The sequence below is a fragment of the Paenibacillus luteus genome, from assembly GCF_006542765.1.
Lineage (GTDB): Bacteria > Bacillota > Bacilli > Paenibacillales > Paenibacillaceae > Pristimantibacillus > Pristimantibacillus luteus.
Genome location: NZ_SKCD01000024.1, coordinates 72,754 through 89,627, shown reverse-complemented (window position 1 = coordinate 89,627; position 16,874 = coordinate 72,754). Strand labels below are relative to the sequence as shown.

Below are 16,874 nucleotides of genomic sequence, written 5' to 3'. Positions count from 1 at the left end.
TCTCATCGCCTTTCAGTCAAGTTAGCTTGCCGTTACTTCACGCCGCCAAAGGTGAGTCCGCGGATCATATATTTCTGAACAATCATGGCAAACAGCAGCACGGGCATAATCGTCACGATGCCGATCGCCGACATCTCGCCCCATACGACGCCGCTTACGGAAAGGAACAGCGTTACTGTCGTAGGCAGTGTGCTTGCGTCCGCGCTCGTCAGGAATAACGCAAATACGAATTCATTCCAAGAATTAATGATGCAAAAAATAGCGGTAGCGATGAGCCCAGGCGTTGCCAGCGGCAGAATCACCTTCATAAATACTTGAAACCGCGAGGCGCCATCCACGAAAGCCGCTTCCTCCAGCGCCAGCGGAATCTCCTCGAAGAAGCTGCGCATCATCCAAATCGTAAACGGGATGTTGAAGAGCATATAACAAATGATGAGCACCAGATGCGTATCGAGCACGCCAAGCAGGCTGGCCATGACAAAGATCGGAATGACCGATGCCATCGGCGGCAGCATTCTAAGGCTAAGCACCCAAAACGCCTTGTTTTCCTTTTTCTTGAACTCGAACCTGGCAAAGCCATAAGCGGCCATGCCGCCAATAAATATCGAAAATAATGTAGTCAACACAACGACGATCGAGCTGTTTCTCAAATAATCAAGCGCATGCCGGTTGGCGAATACATTTTTGTAATTTTCAAAGGTTGGCGAGAAAAACCAAATGCTAGGATCATAGGTTTGCGTTTTTGTCTTCAAGCTGATGATGAGCATCCAGAACAAGGGAAACACGCAGGACACGCATACGATCAGCAGAACAATGGCCGTTCCAATACCCAATTTTTTCGTACCCATCGGATTCATCCCTTGTTCTCAACCCCTTTCCGGTAAGCCCTAATGAGGATCATGCTGATCACCGTGGTCAGAATGAGCAGGACGACGGAGACTGCTGCCGATCTTCCTACCCAACCGGTTTGGGCAAAGCCCAGGCGGTATACATGCAAGCTCAAAAATTCGGTGGCGCTGCCCGGTCCGCCCTGCGTGAGGGAATACGGGATATCAAAGGTTTTCAACGAATCTATTGCCCGGAAAATAACCGCCAGCAAAATCATGGGCCATAGCAGCGGCATCGTTATGTTTCTAAAAATTTGCAGCCGATTCGCACCGTCGATCGCCGCCGCTTCATACGGGTCGGAAGGCAGCGAGCGGATACCCGCGTAAATGATCAACGCCACGAAAGGGGTGTTTTGCCATACGTCCACGAGTACTGTCGACCAAAAAGCATTTTCGCCGGACAGCCAGATTACCTTTGCCCCTATGAATTGGAGGAAATAGTTAAGCACGCCATATTCAGCGTTCATCATCAGCTTCCACACCTGGCCCGTAATGCTCGGAGTCATGGCAATCGGTACGATCATGCAAGCAAAGACGAGAAACTTCAGCTTGAATTCTCGGTCCAGCAGCACGGCCAGCCAGAAGCCCAGCAGCAGTTCAACCACGGTAACGATAACCATGAAGCCAAGGCTGATCATGACCGAATACCAGAACTCGGGATCGCGGCCGGAGAACAAGCGGATAAAATTGTCCAAGCCGACAAAGTTGAAGGAAGAGTAACCCAGCTCATAGTCGGAGACGCTTAGCACATACAGAAACAAAGTCGGTATAAAGGTAAGCGCCCCGAGAATAATCATGGCCGGCATAATATATACAAGATGCGGTTTTTTCTGAAAGTAAGAGCGAATCATAGTTGTCACCTTCTCTGCTTAAGCTTATCGAGGCTGCTGGCGCAGCCCCGTTGGTATCCCTTACTTGCCAACAATATCCTCAAGCTCGGTTTGTGATTTCTTCGCGGCTTCCTCTACCGTCATTTCGCCAAACATCGCTGCGCTGACATAGTAGCCGACCCGGTCCAAAATTTGGCCAAGCTTCTCATGCGGCGGAATCCATGAAATTCCTTTTTCCACAAGTACGTTCGCATCGCTTAGCGCTGCTAGCTGTACTGGATACGAAGGATCAGCGGCAACAAGCTCCTCATCCTGATAGATGGATGTGCGAACCGGCACTCCTCCGCCTTCTACGTAAGCTTTGGCGTTCTCCTTGCTGTTCATATAGACGATGAAGGCCCAAGCCGCTTCTTTGTTCTTGGAGAGGGAGGACAGGGACATGTTCCAGCCCGCGAGCGCGCTTGCTTTGCCTTCCGGCCCTTCCGGCGTCGGCACAAAACCAACCTTGTCATAGACTTGCGAACCGGCAGGGTCCAAAATTCTTGTCGCTAGTGCCGTGGCATCCAGCCACATCGCTGCTTTGCCCGTCGTAAAGGCAGAGAGCGCTTCTTCATGCGTATAGGAAGCAACGTCTTTCGGAGCATTCTTCAGCAAATCCACATAAAACTGCATCGCTTCGACTGTTTTCGGATCGGTCATCGTTACGGCGCCTGTCTTCTGATCAATAAAGCCCCCGCCGAAGTTGTACATCACGGTCATAAGGCCAGAAGCGGCATGAATGCCTCGTTGTGCCCTCATCGTTACGCCGTACAACCCATCTTCCTTGCCGTTAAAGAACTTGGCCAATTCCAGAAACTCAGCCATCGTAGCTGGCGGCTGTTTGCCGTATTTCTCGAAGAGATCCTTGCGGTAGGCAATGAACCTTGTTTCGCCCGCCGTAGGGATACCGTAAGCCTTGCCATCGTATTTGCTGATCCCGTTCCGGTACGCAGGCACGATATCTTCATAATCGAACCAAGCTGGCGTGAGATCTTTATTCACGATATAGGAATCAAGCGGCTCTACGACCTTTTTGGCGCCGTATTCGCTCATCCAGAAGCCATCGACCATCAATACGTCATAAGTGCCGGTTTTGCCTGTGTAATCCAGCAGTTGCTTGTTCTTGAGGTAGGTTTCCTCCATGACTTCCCATTTCACTTTGATGCCCGTCAGCTTCTCAAAATCCCCGGTCAGCTTCTGGAACGATTCCGTTGACGGATGGCTGGCGAATGCCAGCTTGATTTCTTCGCCGTCGTACTTCTCTTTGATTGTCTTACCCCACGCCTCAAGCGTATCCGTAGCGCCGCCCGATGTTCCTTGCACCGGATCAGTTCCTTTATTCCCCTCGTTCTTGCCGCCGTTATTTCCCCCGCATGCTGAAATGATTGCCACCAGCAGCATTACGACGATGAGCAGAGACCCTTTTTTCGCCATTGCCAGACACTCCCCTTATCCTGAATGTTTTGCGTAAGGTTAAGTAACATATATCTGTCACTCATCTTACGAACGCGTTGTTAATACCACAAATAATATCCAAATAAAACGTTTACAACAATGTATTGTAGCGTCCATCCTTGTCTTCACGAAACTAAACTAGTCGAAAAATGAAAAAAACAAACCTTCGCGTGAAGGTTTGTTACATCAATCAACTATTTTTTTCCTTATATTCTAACGGCGATATGCCAAAGTACTTTTTAAATATTTTCGAAAAATAGGGATAATCATTAAAGCCGCATTGTTCGGCCACGATATTAATCTTTGCAGATGCTTCGTTTTTTAATCGCGAGCGCGCCTGCTCCAGCCGGTATTCGCTAATATGCTGCGTGATCGGCTTCTTCATCACTTCCCGAAAGATTTTACTGAGATACGGAGCGCTGACTCCGCAGCCCTCGGCAAGCCCCTGCAGATTCAAGCCGGCATCGCCGTAGCCTTTTTCGATTTTGGCCAGCACATCCTCGACTATCCGTTTATTACGGGGCGCTCTTCTCTCGGAAACTCTTGCAATTTCGCTTGCCAGGTAACTCTTCCAAACCGCAAACAACTCGTCAGCGGTCGTCGCCGCCTGATTGAGGGAAGGCGACGTCTCACCAGCCTCCTGCTTGAGATTAAGCAGTAGCTCCGAACGGAAGGAAAGCTGGAAATGCCCCATAATCTGCTTAAGCTCCAGCCAAGAAAACCCGTATGTCCGGCAATAGGCGCTCCAATCGTCTACAATCCGCTCCATTTCGTTCCGATTCTCGGCCAATACGTTTTTCACGAGGGATGCGACCGTATCCTTCATAACGCGAATGCTATCCACATCCATTTGAGAGGTCCATCTAGCAGGGTCTTTAAGCAGCACCTTAGACATAACCTCGTTTAATCGCTCCTGCGTGATCGGCTTTAGCAAATAATCGGCGACCTGATGCCGCAGCGCCTGCTGGACGTACTCGAATTCCGCGTAGCCGCTCAAAATAATCACGTCCATCTCCGGATCTCGGACCCTTATGCTTTCAATGAGCTGCAAACCGTTCATGACGGGCATCTGAATGTCCGTGATGACAATATCCGGCTTGCGTGCTTCGATTTTCAGCAGCGCTTCCTCACCGTTCTTAGCTTCTTCAATGTCCGTGATGCTCTTACTGAATTGCTCCAGCAGCTTTATAATCCCTTTTCGAATGACAACCTCATCATCAACGACTAGAATCCTCACTGTCTTTCCCCTCCTTAGGAAGCCATACTCGAACTGTTACCCCGCCCGTCATCGACTCCTCAAGCGACAGGCCAAATGGTGCGCCATAGCGCAGCCGAATGCGGTGATGCACGTTCAGCAGGCCAATGCCCCGTTTGCGGGTGTCGTCATTTTCCGGTAAATCGCTAAATTCCAGCGCAAAAAGCTCGTTCATCGCTGCCATCGCCAATTCATCCATCCCCTGCCCGTTGTCCTCGATATAGAGGGCGTAGGCCTCCTCGCCAATATCGCCGGCATAAATTTTCAAATAGTAATCACGCTCGCCGATAAACGCGTAATGAAAGGCATTTTCCACGATCGGTTGCAGCGTAAGCTTGATGATGGGGTATGAATTATAAGGCTCCAGCTCATCCAGATCAATCTCGATATCCGGATATCGCTCCTGCTGGATTTCCAAATACGTTCGTACGTGATCGATTTCGACTCGCAGCTCTACCTCGGCCTTCGGATTATCGATCGTGTACCGGAAGAAGTCGGCCATCGCCTTGCTCATCCGGCTGATCGCAGGCACATCATTCAGAATAGCCTGACAATTAATGACCTCAAGCGTGTTATATAAAAAATGAGGATTGATTTGATTTTGCATCGCCAGCAGCGTGGCGTCCTTTTGCTTCATTTCCGCATGTATCTTCTCCATTTCGACCACGTACACTTTATCGATCATGCCGGAGAGGTTCGCAAGCATCTTATTGAAGTTTCTCCCCAGCAGCCCGATTTCATCGGTATACTTGCTTGTAAACCGCACATCCAGGTCGCCGATCTCCACCTTCTTCATAAGCTGAAGCAGCTTTTTGATCGGCTGAACGAGCGTAAGCGACAGCACGAACGAAATGAGGAGCGTGAACAGCAAAATAAGAGCGATAACGAGCGGCTGCACGTTTTGAATCTTTCTGACCTTGTCGGAAATGGCCTGCTGGTTAATATAAGCCTGCACTTCAAAGCCGCTGTAGCTGAGCTTCGAATCCATTTTCAAATAGACGGAGCGATTAGCGCTGATATCCGTTGGAAAGGATGAATAGACGATATGTCCCCCCGCATCCTTCAGCTCAATAAGCAGATCCGACGCGGCAAGCAGGCGGAACGCATCGCTGAACAGCTTGCCATTGAGCCGCACGACAAGAATGCCATCCCTGCCTTCAACGTCATATTTCCCCAAGGTCAAATAGATCGTGCTGTAGGATCGGTCCTGATAAAAGAGATGCTCCTTGGTCGGCTTGGACCACAAATCGGTTTCCTTGTTTAAGAAATACCGATACCACGCTTGGCTCCGATAGTCGATATCCGGCACGCGGTCCAGATTCTGATCGTAGATCAGCGTCTCGGCTCCACCCTCATTGCTTTCCTTGATCATAAAAAATACCGATTCCAGCTCGCTGGAGTATTGGGTCCGATACGCTTCAAGCGCCTTCTCTATCCGGCTTCGGTCAGTTGCCTCGATCAGCTCTGAGCCGTTATCAGAATAATAAAAGAAGTAATAAACATTCTGAACGACTCTGTTCAGCTGGTTATCGAGATTGAGACCTGCTTGGTTAATGGAGCGCTGCACGCGTTCCATCTCGTTTTCGGTCAGAATCTTCTCGAAATTATGCTGATAAATATAAACTAGGCTAAATACGCCAACAAACGAGACGATGGAAATCGAAACAAATATTTTCGTGAAAAATTTTCGGTTCATGATCGGATTGACCAAGCTTCGAATAAGCCATTCCATTCCCGTTCACCCCGCTTTGTGTAAGTATGCCAAGCTGTCTGTGTAATAATGCCGTATTATAGCATAATCTCCTCGGCTTCCTTACAAAAAAACAAAGCCAAAATAATTTTCGAAAAAGAGTGATCCAAAAATCCATTCCCATCGTGAGCCTTAGTAAGAAAGCAAAACAACCACACACGAGGAGAGTGAATGTACCATGAAAATGAAAAAATGGCTTGCCCCCGTACTTAGCTTATCTCTGCTGCTTCCCGCACTCGCTGGGACGCAAAGCGTTCGTGCAGAATCAATGAAACCAAGTGCAGAAACACCCGCAGTAGAGCTTCGAGCAGGGCTGGACTACTTGCTATCGGAGCACTTTACACTTGCTGTAGTCTCGATGACCAAAGCTTACGACGGCACTTCCGATGCAGCAGCAGCCCAAACCGCACTGAATCAAAATGCGAAAGACATGGTGCCCGCGATCGCTTCGATTTACGGCGAGGCAGGCGCCAAGGAATTTGACCGCATCTTCGCAGCCCATAACGGCTATACCGACAAATATGTAACTGCCGTGAAGGGCAAGGATATGATGGGGCAAACCGCAGCCCGTAACGAGCTTGAAGCCTTTGCCAAAGAATTCGGCAGCTTCCTTGGTTCCGCGACGGAAGGCAATCTGCCCGCTGCTGCAGCTCAAGACGTTGTTCGTACCCACGAGAAGCAGGTGCTCGAAGTATTCGACTCCTATGCAGCAGGCAACTATAAAGCGGCATACAGCGAATTCCGTGAAGGCTTAGGGTTCATGTTCGGTGTCAGCGATGCACTCGCTGGAGCCATTACAACGCAGTATCCATCGAAATTCGACAATACGCGATCGGATACGCCAGCAGGTGACCTGCGTTCCGCGCTGAACCACCTAGCTGCAGAGCATTACGCGCTCGCTGTTCTCAGCATGCAGAAGGGCTTCGAAAAGTCGCCAGCTTACAGCGCGCTGTTGGAAGCACAGGAAGGCAACACAAACGACTTCACCGCAGCTATTTCCTCTATTTATGGCGCTGAAGGCGGCGCAGCGTTCAAGCAAGTATGGACAGGTGACCATATCTTCGCGCAAGACGTGATCGTCAAAGCGGCACTCTCTGGCGATATGGCAGCTATTACTAAGGCTAGAGCGAAGCTTGATACGTTCTCAACGGAATTTGGCAAGTTTCTTGGTTCCGCTACAGGACAGAACCTGCCGACGGAAGGCGCTACGGCAGCTGTAGCTGCTCATGAGAAGCTTGTACTCGAAGCATTTGATATTTATCAAACTACAAACAAAACAGGTCTATTTGACAGCTTCCGCAAGGGCTACAGCTTTATGTTCGGCGTAGGCAAAGCTCTTGGCGGCGCAATTGTTACCCAAAAACCGGAGCTTTTCCAAGTCAAACCACCGGTAACACAGCCTGAGAATCCAAACAACGTAACGACCATCTGGTTCCAACTTGGCAACAAAACCGCACAAATTAATGGCAAAAATGCCATGATGGATGTCGCTCCTTATGTTAAGAACGGCACAACCTTCGTCTCGCTTCGTACATTGACGAATACGCTTGGCGCCGATGTGAAATACGTTCCATCGAACAAAACGGTTGAGCTTAAATTAGGCAATGATAAAGTCGTATTCTGGCTAGGCAAAAATGTCATTCAAGTCAACGGCGCTAACGTAACCCTTGATGCTGTCGTTCATATCAAAGACGGACGTACACAGGTCCCTCTTCGCTTTATCGCAGAATGGCTAGGCTGGAATGTTAATTGGAATGGGTCCAACCAATCTGCTACGTTAACGAAAGCTATGTAATTCAGTGTTATGCCTGAGGCGTGATGAGTGATCATTGATGCGTTATGCGTGAGGCGTTAAACTAATCTTCATAAAATCCTGCTCCGGAGCTTGAAAGCGCCGGTGCAGGATTTTTTGGTATGGTGAGAGGCTAAGGGGAAATCGATTATGGCCTATTTGCTGGACTAGTCGTATTTGAGAGGCCGCTTAATCCATCTAGTGTCGGGGTAAAATATAAGAGTGCCTCCTCGGCAGGTACTATAAAAAGTGAGTACTAGTTGGGTTGCGAATGGGTCATTATAATACAAGACATACCAATAAGAAAGGCAAGTGAGTGCTATGCTTCGTTTAAATGTTACCCGTGTCGGTTTTCTCATGGGCGTGTCTCTGCTGCTTGCTGCCATCATCTATTTCTTTGCAGCTAACTGGGGCGGCCTTGGCCGTGCCGATAAAATCTTAGCCTCCGCAGGCATTATGGTTCTGTTCTACGGAGCGGCCTTTATTTTCTCCAAAATGAAGATCATGCTGGGCCACCATTCTTTCCTGTCAGCCATCTTTCTAGTTGGCGGCTGTATCTCGTTTGGGGCTGCCGTCGCTCTGCTTAATCAAATCTATAATTCGCATGCGGACACCTATGAGCTCTTTCTCGTATGGTCAGTTCCGGCGCTGTTGTTTGCTTTTATAACGCGTTTCAGTCCGTTTTATCTTCTCGCCTATACGCTCGTCCATTTGACGTTATGGCAGTACTTTTTCCCATCTTCCCTGCATGTCTATCATAGTGAAGCGGAGCTTTACCTGATCGGCTGCTTGTTCGCCTTGATCAATCTAATTCTGTTCCTTCTGACCGAAACAAAGCTGCTGGCTTCCGCACCGCTCAAAGCGGTCAGCTTCATCGCTTTCCATACAGCCTTGCTCATCTTAAGCAACTCGTTGCTTTATGAGCGGTACGGCCCTTGGATGAACATCGCATCCGCAGCTGCTATTGCCTTCGGCTTCTATTATTTCAGCCGCGTGCGTCTGAATAAGGCCATGCTTACGCTTAACGCGTTGGCTGCATCCGCCTTTGCCGTATTCAAGTTTTTAGAGCTGTTATCCGAGCATGCCTCCACAGCCTTCTTTTTCTATGGATTACTCTTTGTGGCGGTACTGCTCACTGCAAACGTGTTTTTCTTCCGTTATTTGAACAAGCTGGATCAGCCCGCAGAAGACCATGAGAAGCAAGCTTCTGACCAAGAGGAAAATAAACATAAAAGTGCACTTATCGGCAAAATCGTCTCCACCGTCGTCACCATCGTTGGCATATTAATCGGCAGCATCTCGCTTGTTGGCCTTGTATTTCTAGCCTCAGACGGCCAGGACACGGAATATGTGCTGTTTGCCATCTCGCTGCTATTCATTATTCCCGTCTTGTTCTTGAGCCATCTGAATGCCGTTGTTCGATACACCATCCTTACGATCGGCTACGCGGCTGGCATGATTGCCATAGCCTGGATTGAGCAGCCAATGCTAACCTTGCTCTTTCTGGTCGTGACGGGAGCCGGCTGGATACGCCTTGACGGGCGAGGCCAGCATCTCTTCATCTACTCGTTATTCAATATCAATATCGCGATCCTGTTGATCCAATTGTTTGAGTCCGTTCAGGATGCCTACTCTTTTATTATCTTGATTATGGCGGCGCTGAACGCCTTGATTTATGCCTGCCATCACCTGCTGGGTGAAGGGTCTCCACGGCAAAATCTGCGGGAATGTGGCCTGCTGTATACGCTGCTCTTCCTATTTTGGCTGACCTTTTTGGACGACATTTCCCCCTATTCTTATGAAGTTTTTAATATCTTGAATTTCGTTGCCGTCACTGCTCTGGCCTTCCTATTTGTCCGCCGCAGCCAGGCGCTGGAAGCAACCGCGAGCCTTGCATTCTGGTTCATCTTTATCGTGTTCAAATATTACGACATCTTCTGGACGCTGCTGCACAAATCCATTACGCTCGCCCTGCTTGGCATTCTCATTATTGCGGTCACCTATGTTTTCGCTTACCGGACCCGTGCCAGCGTACCCGCAAAAACAGATGAATTCAGCCGCCTGCTGAGCAAGAGCCCCGTTCTGATCGCCATCGTTATCGTACTGCAGTTGGGTTACGTTGGTTATCACGCTGCTACCAGCGAGGTGCTGTTGTCCACCGGCAAATCCATCAAGCTCGCCATTGAGCCGCTGGATCCCCGGTCACTGCTGCAAGGCGATTATGTAAGGCTGAATTACAGCATTTCCACACCTCCGGAAACTGCTCAACAGGAGCTGGAAAACAGACGGGGACTAAGCCGAATCAAGGTTGTTTTGCAGGAAGGCGCCGACGGTGTATATACGTTTGAACGTTTTTATCAAAGCGGAGAAACGATTTCGGCCAACGAGGTCATTATCAACGCTTCTACCAGCGGCTGGCGAAGCCTCTATTACGGGATCGAAACGTTTTTTGTGCCGGAGGGTACAGGACTCGAAACTGAGCGAAACGCCCACTACGCCTATGTAAAGGTTGGCAAAAAAGGCGACGCCCTGTTGGAGAAACTGAGCAAGGATTAACGGTTAGATGTATGAAATCGGAGTGGGAGTGACCTGAGTACATTGATTTGAGAAAACGTGGCGTTCGCCCTTGCAGCCTTATTCTGGCTTCTAAATATGTAAAGTGAAAATGCCAACGAATGCGGCTGCATTTACGACTCTAATGATAATGATTGATCCGCTCATGCAATGCTTAGTTTAACTTATATATGCTGGTGTGGGCGGGATGTGCGGGGCAAGCGGGTGAGCAGGGTGAGCGGCTGAGCGACATCATAGTTTTAATTTTAAATACCTGACCATACTGGCTTGGAAAAAATTCTCAAAATGCTGCCCTTTTCTGCCCATTCTGGGCCACACAGCGATATTAGATCTACTTTTTAGATCTATCTCCTCCAACTCTAGTCAAGTCCAAATTTGTGTGTAAAATCTCATCTAGCTTAGCGGAATGGATATCAGCGGTTGTTTCGCCATTCATGGTACGCAGCCATGTCCTTGAATTTGCGGCTGGTATCCCAGTGTTCTTCAATCTCCATAAACATAGCCCCAATCATGAAGTTTTAGCTAGCGAGCAACAGATTTCCCTTGAGAAATGCAGCTTTCGCAGATACATCCTTATTTTCACCTCGATATACTTATGAATTCTATCCAGCTCCAACCGCAATCCTAAAATAGGTCCTGCTTGAAGAGCAGCCACAACATGCAAATGACATGTGAAGACCAATCCTGTGAAAGGCAGCATTCGACTTAGCAGCTCCTCCTTATCCTCTTGCATGAAAAAAGAGCATGAACGTATACAGCCGCCAAGCCGCATAAGTCCCTGCTCTATTTATTAGTTCGCCAACTTGCTCAGCTCTGGAAACTCCTCCAGATAGCCGTTTTTCTCCAGCTCCATGATCGCTTTCCGGATGCTTTGCTCGTCCTCACCTGATTGGTCAGAGAGAGCAAGCAGCTCCTCCAGCGTAATTCCCCTATTCTCCTTGCAATAAGTGAGCAGCCCTTTCGCTGCCCATGACAAGCGGTCATCCTGGAATTCTCCGATCATTTTGCGGAACAATTTATGTGGGATTAGCTGTTCATCAACTAATGCTTGCATCGCTTTAATGGCATTTTTGGTGGTCATGCGGCCTTTCTTCGCTACCTCGTCTATCGTGAGTGAGGCAGAATCAACCGTGCTCGAGCTAAGCACGATATAAATCATTTGCGAGTAAATATCCAGGCTCGGATTATAAAAGATTTCAGTGGAAACGGTAAAGTTTCTTACATTGCTTGGTGTTAGTTCAGTTGTCATTTGGTTGATCTCCCTTCCGATTGGTCTATACCATAATAAAGGTTCGGAAGGTGGGATTCAATTTAGGCTTTATTAAAAAAAGTTAATTGTAAACAATCTGTAACCTTTCACCACTGCTCTGTTACCTGTTTACTTGTTCTTATCGCCATAAACGGCCATCGCATTGCGCATGAATTTCGCCAAGCCTTCGCCAAACTGGTCAATGTTTTTCGTAAACCGCTCGTCTTCAACATACATTTGGCCCAGTCCTTGGAAGGCTTCAAGGGAATAGCTGCCCATACGGTTCAAATAAACAAACCATTCATGAATGGCAGCCTGGGACGGTTCCGATTCCGGCGATTCGACCCTTAGCGCTGCAAGCCTTTCATAAATGGCGTTCATTCCGTTTGCCCAATTCTCTTGCTCTTGCTTGCTCATTTTGCGCACCTTCGCATTGGACTGATCTACTCTTTCATCCCCCCAACGCTCGCGCGCTTCCTGCTCATAGGGATTGCTATCGAAGTTGAAGCCTTCAAATTTCTGTTCATTTGTCATCTTGATTTCTCCTCTCGCGTCCTGAATGGTCCGGTCAATGGTTTTGATCATCCGCTCCACCTGACGCTGCTTATCGAGCAGCATCTTGCGCTGCAAATGAAGAGCCTCTTCCCGGTTAAAAGAAGGACTGTCCAGTATTTCTTTTATCTTCTTTAAGGGAAAGCCCAGCTCTCGGAAAAACAATATTTGCTGAAGCTGCTCAAGCTCCTGTCCGGAGTAAAGCCTGTAGCCCGCTTCCGTTATGTTCCCCGGCTTAAGCAGTCCGATTTCATCGTAATGATGCAGCGTGCGCACGCTGATCCCGACCAAATCCGCGACTTCCTTTACTTTCATGGCTGTTCGCCTCCCTTATTCATCACTATAGGGTATCACGCAACGTGAGAGTCAATAGGCAAGGTATCGTATTCATGATTGCCACACCTTTATGAAAATCAGCTACTTTTTTGGATCCGCACCCGTCTTCCTTACAATAGCCAGCCCTAGTATGGATGGCAAGCCAAGAAAGGATGTTGACTCATTTGATCGCCATACAGAACATATCCCATCAGTTCCATATTGGCAAAAAAGGCAGCGAGAAGCTCGTTCCTTTCCTGAACAGCGTAAATCTTGAAGTTCAAGCAGGGGAGATCGTATCCGTCCTTGGTCGGAGCGGCTCCGGCAAATCCACGCTGCTGAACTTGGCCGCCGGATATATGAAGCCGACAAGCGGCAGTATCCGTATCAACGGCACCGAAGTGAGCAGCTACAGAGAAGCGCAGTGGTCGAAGTTCCGGTTGGCCCATATGGGCTTTATTTTCCAGAGCTTTCAGCTGATCACGAGCATGACCGCCTTCCAAAATATTGAGCTGCCCTTAACCCTGAAAGGGATCGAGGAGAAAGAACGTGCCGCGCGGGTAAGAGAAACGATGGAGCTCGTAGGAATGGGTGAATACCAGCACTATTATCCCAGCGAGTTATCCGGCGGGCAGCAGCAGCGGATCGGCATTGCAAGAGCCATGGTGCTGCGCCCTGCCCTTATTCTAGCGGATGAACCAACGGGCAGCCTTGACAGTGAGACCGAGCAATCGGTACTGGACTTCATTCGGCAATTGAATCGGGATTGGGGTACCTCGTTTCTTATGATTACGCATGACGCCGAGGTTGCTTCCATTGCACACCGTCCGGTCACCATTCATAACGGGCAAATCGTTGGATAGGAGCGAAGAATACTGATGGAATGGAAAGATAAATATCGTTTTGTGAAGCAAAATATGAAGAGAAACAAATCAAGGCTGTTCATGACGATCTTGGCAACGGCTATGGGCTGCTGCTTTCTTGTCGTGTTAGCCTCCATCGGCTTTGGCTTTCAGAAGAGCATAACAGAGGAAATTACTTCTTTCGGCAAGATTACGGAGGTTTCCATCTACGGAAAAACAAATACAAGCGGCGAGATGACGAAGGTGGACTCCGTCTTCCTCTTCGTGAAGCTTGGCTTATTGTTTGTCGGAGCCATTGCCGTCTTGATCGCAGCGATTGGCATTTATAATACGATGACGATGGCCGTTACCGAGCGGACACAGGACATTGGGATTATGAAGGCTATTGGCGCTTCCCCTTCTTCAATCCGGAGCATCTTTCTAATCGAGAGCAGCTTTATCGGCATCGTCGGTACACTGATTGGCACGATCGTTGCATTCGGCGTAAGCTTGGCAGCCAATCGGCTTATTCCGATTATTTTAAGCAAGCAAAACGAGAGTAACGAACCGATGAATTTTGTATTCAGCGATATCCCGTATTCGTTAATAGGGGTGTCAGCAGCCATTAGCATCGGCATTGCTATTCTATCTGGCATGCGTCCTGCTCGTCGCGCTACTGAAGTCGATGTGCTGAAAGCTCTTCGAAGAGACTTGTAGCCTAAATGCAAAGCTAGCTCTCCCTAAAGAAAGGGCTAGCTTTGTTCCGCTTCAGCTGGGCAATAACGGTACTTATCCAAATCAACGGTGCCCTCTCGGCTGACCTGTACGCCTTCCCCGTCTAAATACAGGATTTGTATATCGCGTGATTCCACGTCCCTTATGGCAATCTCGCCCTTCGCATTCACTACCCGGTGCCAGGGAAGCTTATGAGCGCCGCTTAAGGAATGTAGTATCCGGACTACCTGACGCGCCGCTCTTCGGCTGCCCGCCTGCTCAGCAATTTGCCCATAGGTCATCACAGAGCCCTCTGGAATAGCTTTAATCACTTGAATGACTCTCTCTGTAAAAGGCTGCATAGGTATTCTCGCTCCTCGCTATAAAAAGTAACTGCATATGAACTGCTGTATTAGATTACACTAAAAGGTAGTCATACCGATAAAAACGAAGTCATTGCCGTTAAAAATCGACTTTTTGCAGCTTCTGAGCGCCCTTTGGAAGCAAAGGCAATATTTTTTTAAAAAAGTTATAAATTTCTTTTTAACTTTTGGCCAAAACGATGTAGAATAGAAGCAAAGGGTTTGAATCCGATTACGTCATACTGCTATCACATCTATCTCCTGTATTTGGGAGATGAGGCTGTTACGTGCGCACAGACATTTTTTCGTAAAACTATGTGAAAAGTGTAACAATCTTTTAAGGATGCATCCTTACCTTTAGCGGCTGGCACAATTGAGACTACAACTTACTTTCAAAATTTACGTAAAGGAGGACATTCTAATATGTCACAACCATCTGCTGGACAAGAGGTCGCAGCTAGCCTCGTTGAAGAAAAGCAAACGTTAGATGTACTTGATCAGTTATTGAAGCCGGAGGTTCAACAGTCGTTGACTGTGCTCGTGGACAACCTTCCTAAGCTAGCTGAAATGGTCACGCTAATGACAAAAGCTTACGACTTCGCGCAAGGCATTGCTACAGACAAAGTGTTGATCAACGATTTCGCTCAAGGTATCGGTGAATTCGTCAAACCGGTTCAAGAAAAAGCAAAAGGTATCGCTACTGCAGCTATGGAAGCTGGCGAGCGCTCACAAGAGGCAGCTGGTTCGTCAGTGGGCCTGTTCGCTATGTTGAAAATGCTGAAAGATCCGGAAGTTCAAAAAACGCTACGCTTTGCGCAAGCTTTCTTGAGCGTATTGTCCGAACGCAAAAACGAAAAAGCATAATACACCGAATACGTATAGAACGAACGGAGGATGAACATGTCGAAGCAAATTTTAATTCTTGGTGGCGGCTATGGCGGTCTTCTTACTGCTCTTACAGCACGCAAGCATTTGACACCAGCAGAAGCGAGCATTACTATCGTTAACCGTTTTCCTACGCACCAAATCATTACCGAGCTACACAGACTTGCAGGAGACACTATCGCTGAGCAAGCGGTCGCTCTTCCACTTAGCAAGCTTCTTGGTGACAAGCACGTTAATATCATCGTTGATTCGGTTAAAGAAATCAAACCTGACGATAAACAAGTCGTTCTTGCAAGCGGCCAGGTTCAAAAGTACGATACGCTTGTCGTAGCACTAGGCAGCGAAACGAACTACTTCGGTATCCCGGGACTGGAAGAGAACAGCCTTGTTCTTAAATCCGTTGCCGATGCTAACAAGATCCGCAAGCATGTTGAGGATCGTCTTGACGCTTACAAAAAATCAGGCAACAAAGCAGACGCAACGATCGTTGTTGGCGGCGGCGGCTTGACTGGCGTTGAGCTTGTTGGCGAATTCGCTGACAGACTTCCTGAAGTTTGCCGCAGCAAAGGCATTGATTTCAATGACATTTCGCTATATTGCGTAGAAGCCGGCCCAGCCGTTCTGCCAATCTTTCCGAAAGTCTTGATCGACCGTGCCGTAACAAGCCTTGAGAAACGCGGCGTAAACTTTATTACGAGCGTAGCGATCACAGAAGCGACAAAAAGCTCTGTATCCCTCAAAGACGGACGTACGATTGAATCCAGCACAATCATCTGGACTGGCGGCGTAAAAGGCAACCCTGTTGTCGGCAGCAGCGGCCTTGCAGAAGACCGCGGCCGTTCGACCGTTACGCCAACATTGCAATCGACTTCGCATGCTGATGTATTCCTAGCTGGCGACTGCGCGGTTGTATTCCCAGAGGGAGGCGACCGTCCTTACCCTCCAACAGCTCAGCTTGCTTGGCAAATGGGCGAAACGGTAGGCTACAACCTAGCGGTTCAAATTAAAGGCGGCTTAATGGACAAATTCGTGCCGGTATTCTCCGGAACGCTTGGAAGCCTTGGCCGCAAAGACGGCGTAGGTACAATTGGCGGCAACGCGACACAATTGAAAGGTTTGCCTGCATCGCTTATGAAGGAAGCAAGCAACATTCGTTACCTATCGCACATCCACGGTCTATTCGCGCTTGCTCACTAGTCTGTAAGCATAAGAAGAAACGTATAGAGAAAGTATGAGCAAACTCATATACTTTCCTATACGTCAAGGTGAAACGGCTTCGCCGCCCTCTGCAAGAGGCGGTTATCCGTCTCTCAACGTAATATAAGACTACTCTACTTCATCGTTCCCAACATAAAAAGTCTTATATTATTATA

14 protein-coding genes are annotated in these 16,874 nt (G+C 48.4%); 6 read left to right on the top strand and 8 right to left on the bottom strand.

Annotated elements, in window-relative coordinates; all coding sequences use genetic code 11:
- Positions 1–32: 32 nt before the first annotated feature.
- From E0496_RS19625 to E0496_RS19605, 5 genes are all read right to left on the bottom strand, one after another.
- Positions 33–848, bottom strand: a complete 816-nt coding sequence (locus E0496_RS19625; RefSeq protein WP_139996674.1) for a carbohydrate ABC transporter permease — start codon at positions 846–848, stop codon at positions 33–35.
- Between the two features lie 5 nt (positions 849–853).
- Positions 854–1,738, bottom strand: coding sequence for a carbohydrate ABC transporter permease (locus E0496_RS19620; RefSeq protein WP_139996672.1), 885 nt, complete (start codon positions 1,736–1,738; stop codon positions 854–856).
- A 60-nt stretch (positions 1,739–1,798) separates the two neighbouring features.
- Positions 1,799–3,190, bottom strand: coding sequence for an extracellular solute-binding protein (locus tag E0496_RS19615; RefSeq protein WP_141503547.1), 1,392 nt, complete (start codon positions 3,188–3,190; stop codon positions 1,799–1,801).
- A gap of 211 nt (positions 3,191–3,401) precedes the next feature.
- The gene (locus tag E0496_RS19610; protein WP_141503546.1) at positions 3,402–4,448 is read right to left on the bottom strand and encodes a response regulator; all 1,047 of its coding nucleotides are present in this window, start codon (positions 4,446–4,448) and stop codon (positions 3,402–3,404) included.
- Complete coding sequence (locus E0496_RS19605; protein ID WP_206669823.1) at positions 4,429–6,162, bottom strand: sensor histidine kinase; 1,734 nt, start codon at positions 6,160–6,162, stop codon at positions 4,429–4,431. The genes E0496_RS19610 and E0496_RS19605 overlap by 20 nt, the downstream gene beginning before the upstream one ends.
- 232 nt (positions 6,163–6,394) lie before the next feature.
- Here E0496_RS19605 and E0496_RS19600 point away from each other — a divergent pair, with 232 nt between their 5' ends.
- Both E0496_RS19600 and E0496_RS19595 read left to right on the top strand, forming a co-directional pair.
- Positions 6,395–8,011: a copper amine oxidase N-terminal domain-containing protein gene (locus E0496_RS19600; RefSeq protein WP_141503545.1), complete on the top strand. Its 1,617-nt coding sequence runs from the start codon at positions 6,395–6,397 to the stop codon at positions 8,009–8,011.
- Positions 8,012–8,329: 318 nt separating this feature from the next.
- Positions 8,330–10,564 (top strand): GDYXXLXY domain-containing protein, encoded by a 2,235-nt coding sequence (locus E0496_RS19595; RefSeq protein WP_175598088.1) that lies wholly within the window; start codon positions 8,330–8,332, stop codon positions 10,562–10,564.
- An 808-nt stretch (positions 10,565–11,372) separates the two neighbouring features.
- On the opposite strand, the gene E0496_RS19590 is transcribed toward E0496_RS19595, so the two are convergent.
- Positions 11,373–11,831, bottom strand: a complete 459-nt coding sequence (locus E0496_RS19590) for a hypothetical protein (RefSeq protein ID WP_141503543.1) — start codon at positions 11,829–11,831, stop codon at positions 11,373–11,375.
- A gap of 129 nt (positions 11,832–11,960) precedes the next feature.
- A complete protein-coding gene (locus tag E0496_RS19585; protein WP_141503542.1) occupies positions 11,961–12,698 on the bottom strand; it encodes a MerR family transcriptional regulator in 738 nt (245 codons plus the stop codon).
- Positions 12,699–12,883: 185 nt separating this feature from the next.
- On the opposite strand from E0496_RS19585, the gene E0496_RS19580 reads away from it, so the two are divergent.
- Both E0496_RS19580 and E0496_RS19575 read left to right on the top strand, forming a co-directional pair.
- Entirely contained in the window at positions 12,884–13,561 is a 678-nt protein-coding gene (locus tag E0496_RS19580) for an ABC transporter ATP-binding protein (protein ID WP_141503541.1), read from the top strand.
- 15 nt (positions 13,562–13,576) lie between these two features.
- Complete coding sequence (locus E0496_RS19575; protein WP_141503540.1) at positions 13,577–14,257, top strand: ABC transporter permease; 681 nt, start codon at positions 13,577–13,579, stop codon at positions 14,255–14,257.
- 35 nt (positions 14,258–14,292) lie between these two features.
- Here the strand turns inward: E0496_RS19575 and E0496_RS19570 are convergent, their stop codons facing one another.
- Positions 14,293–14,616 (bottom strand): MGMT family protein, encoded by a 324-nt coding sequence (locus tag E0496_RS19570; protein ID WP_139996655.1) that lies wholly within the window; start codon positions 14,614–14,616, stop codon positions 14,293–14,295.
- A gap of 423 nt (positions 14,617–15,039) precedes the next feature.
- Between E0496_RS19570 and E0496_RS19565 the strand changes: the two genes are divergently transcribed.
- On the top strand, positions 15,040–15,480 hold the full coding sequence (locus E0496_RS19565; protein ID WP_139996654.1) for a DUF1641 domain-containing protein: 441 nt from the start codon (positions 15,040–15,042) through the stop codon (positions 15,478–15,480).
- Positions 15,481–15,516: 36 nt separating this feature from the next.
- A complete protein-coding gene (locus tag E0496_RS19560) occupies positions 15,517–16,698 on the top strand; it encodes an NAD(P)/FAD-dependent oxidoreductase (protein WP_141503539.1) in 1,182 nt (393 codons plus the stop codon).
- The last annotated feature ends 176 nt before the right edge of the window (positions 16,699–16,874 follow it).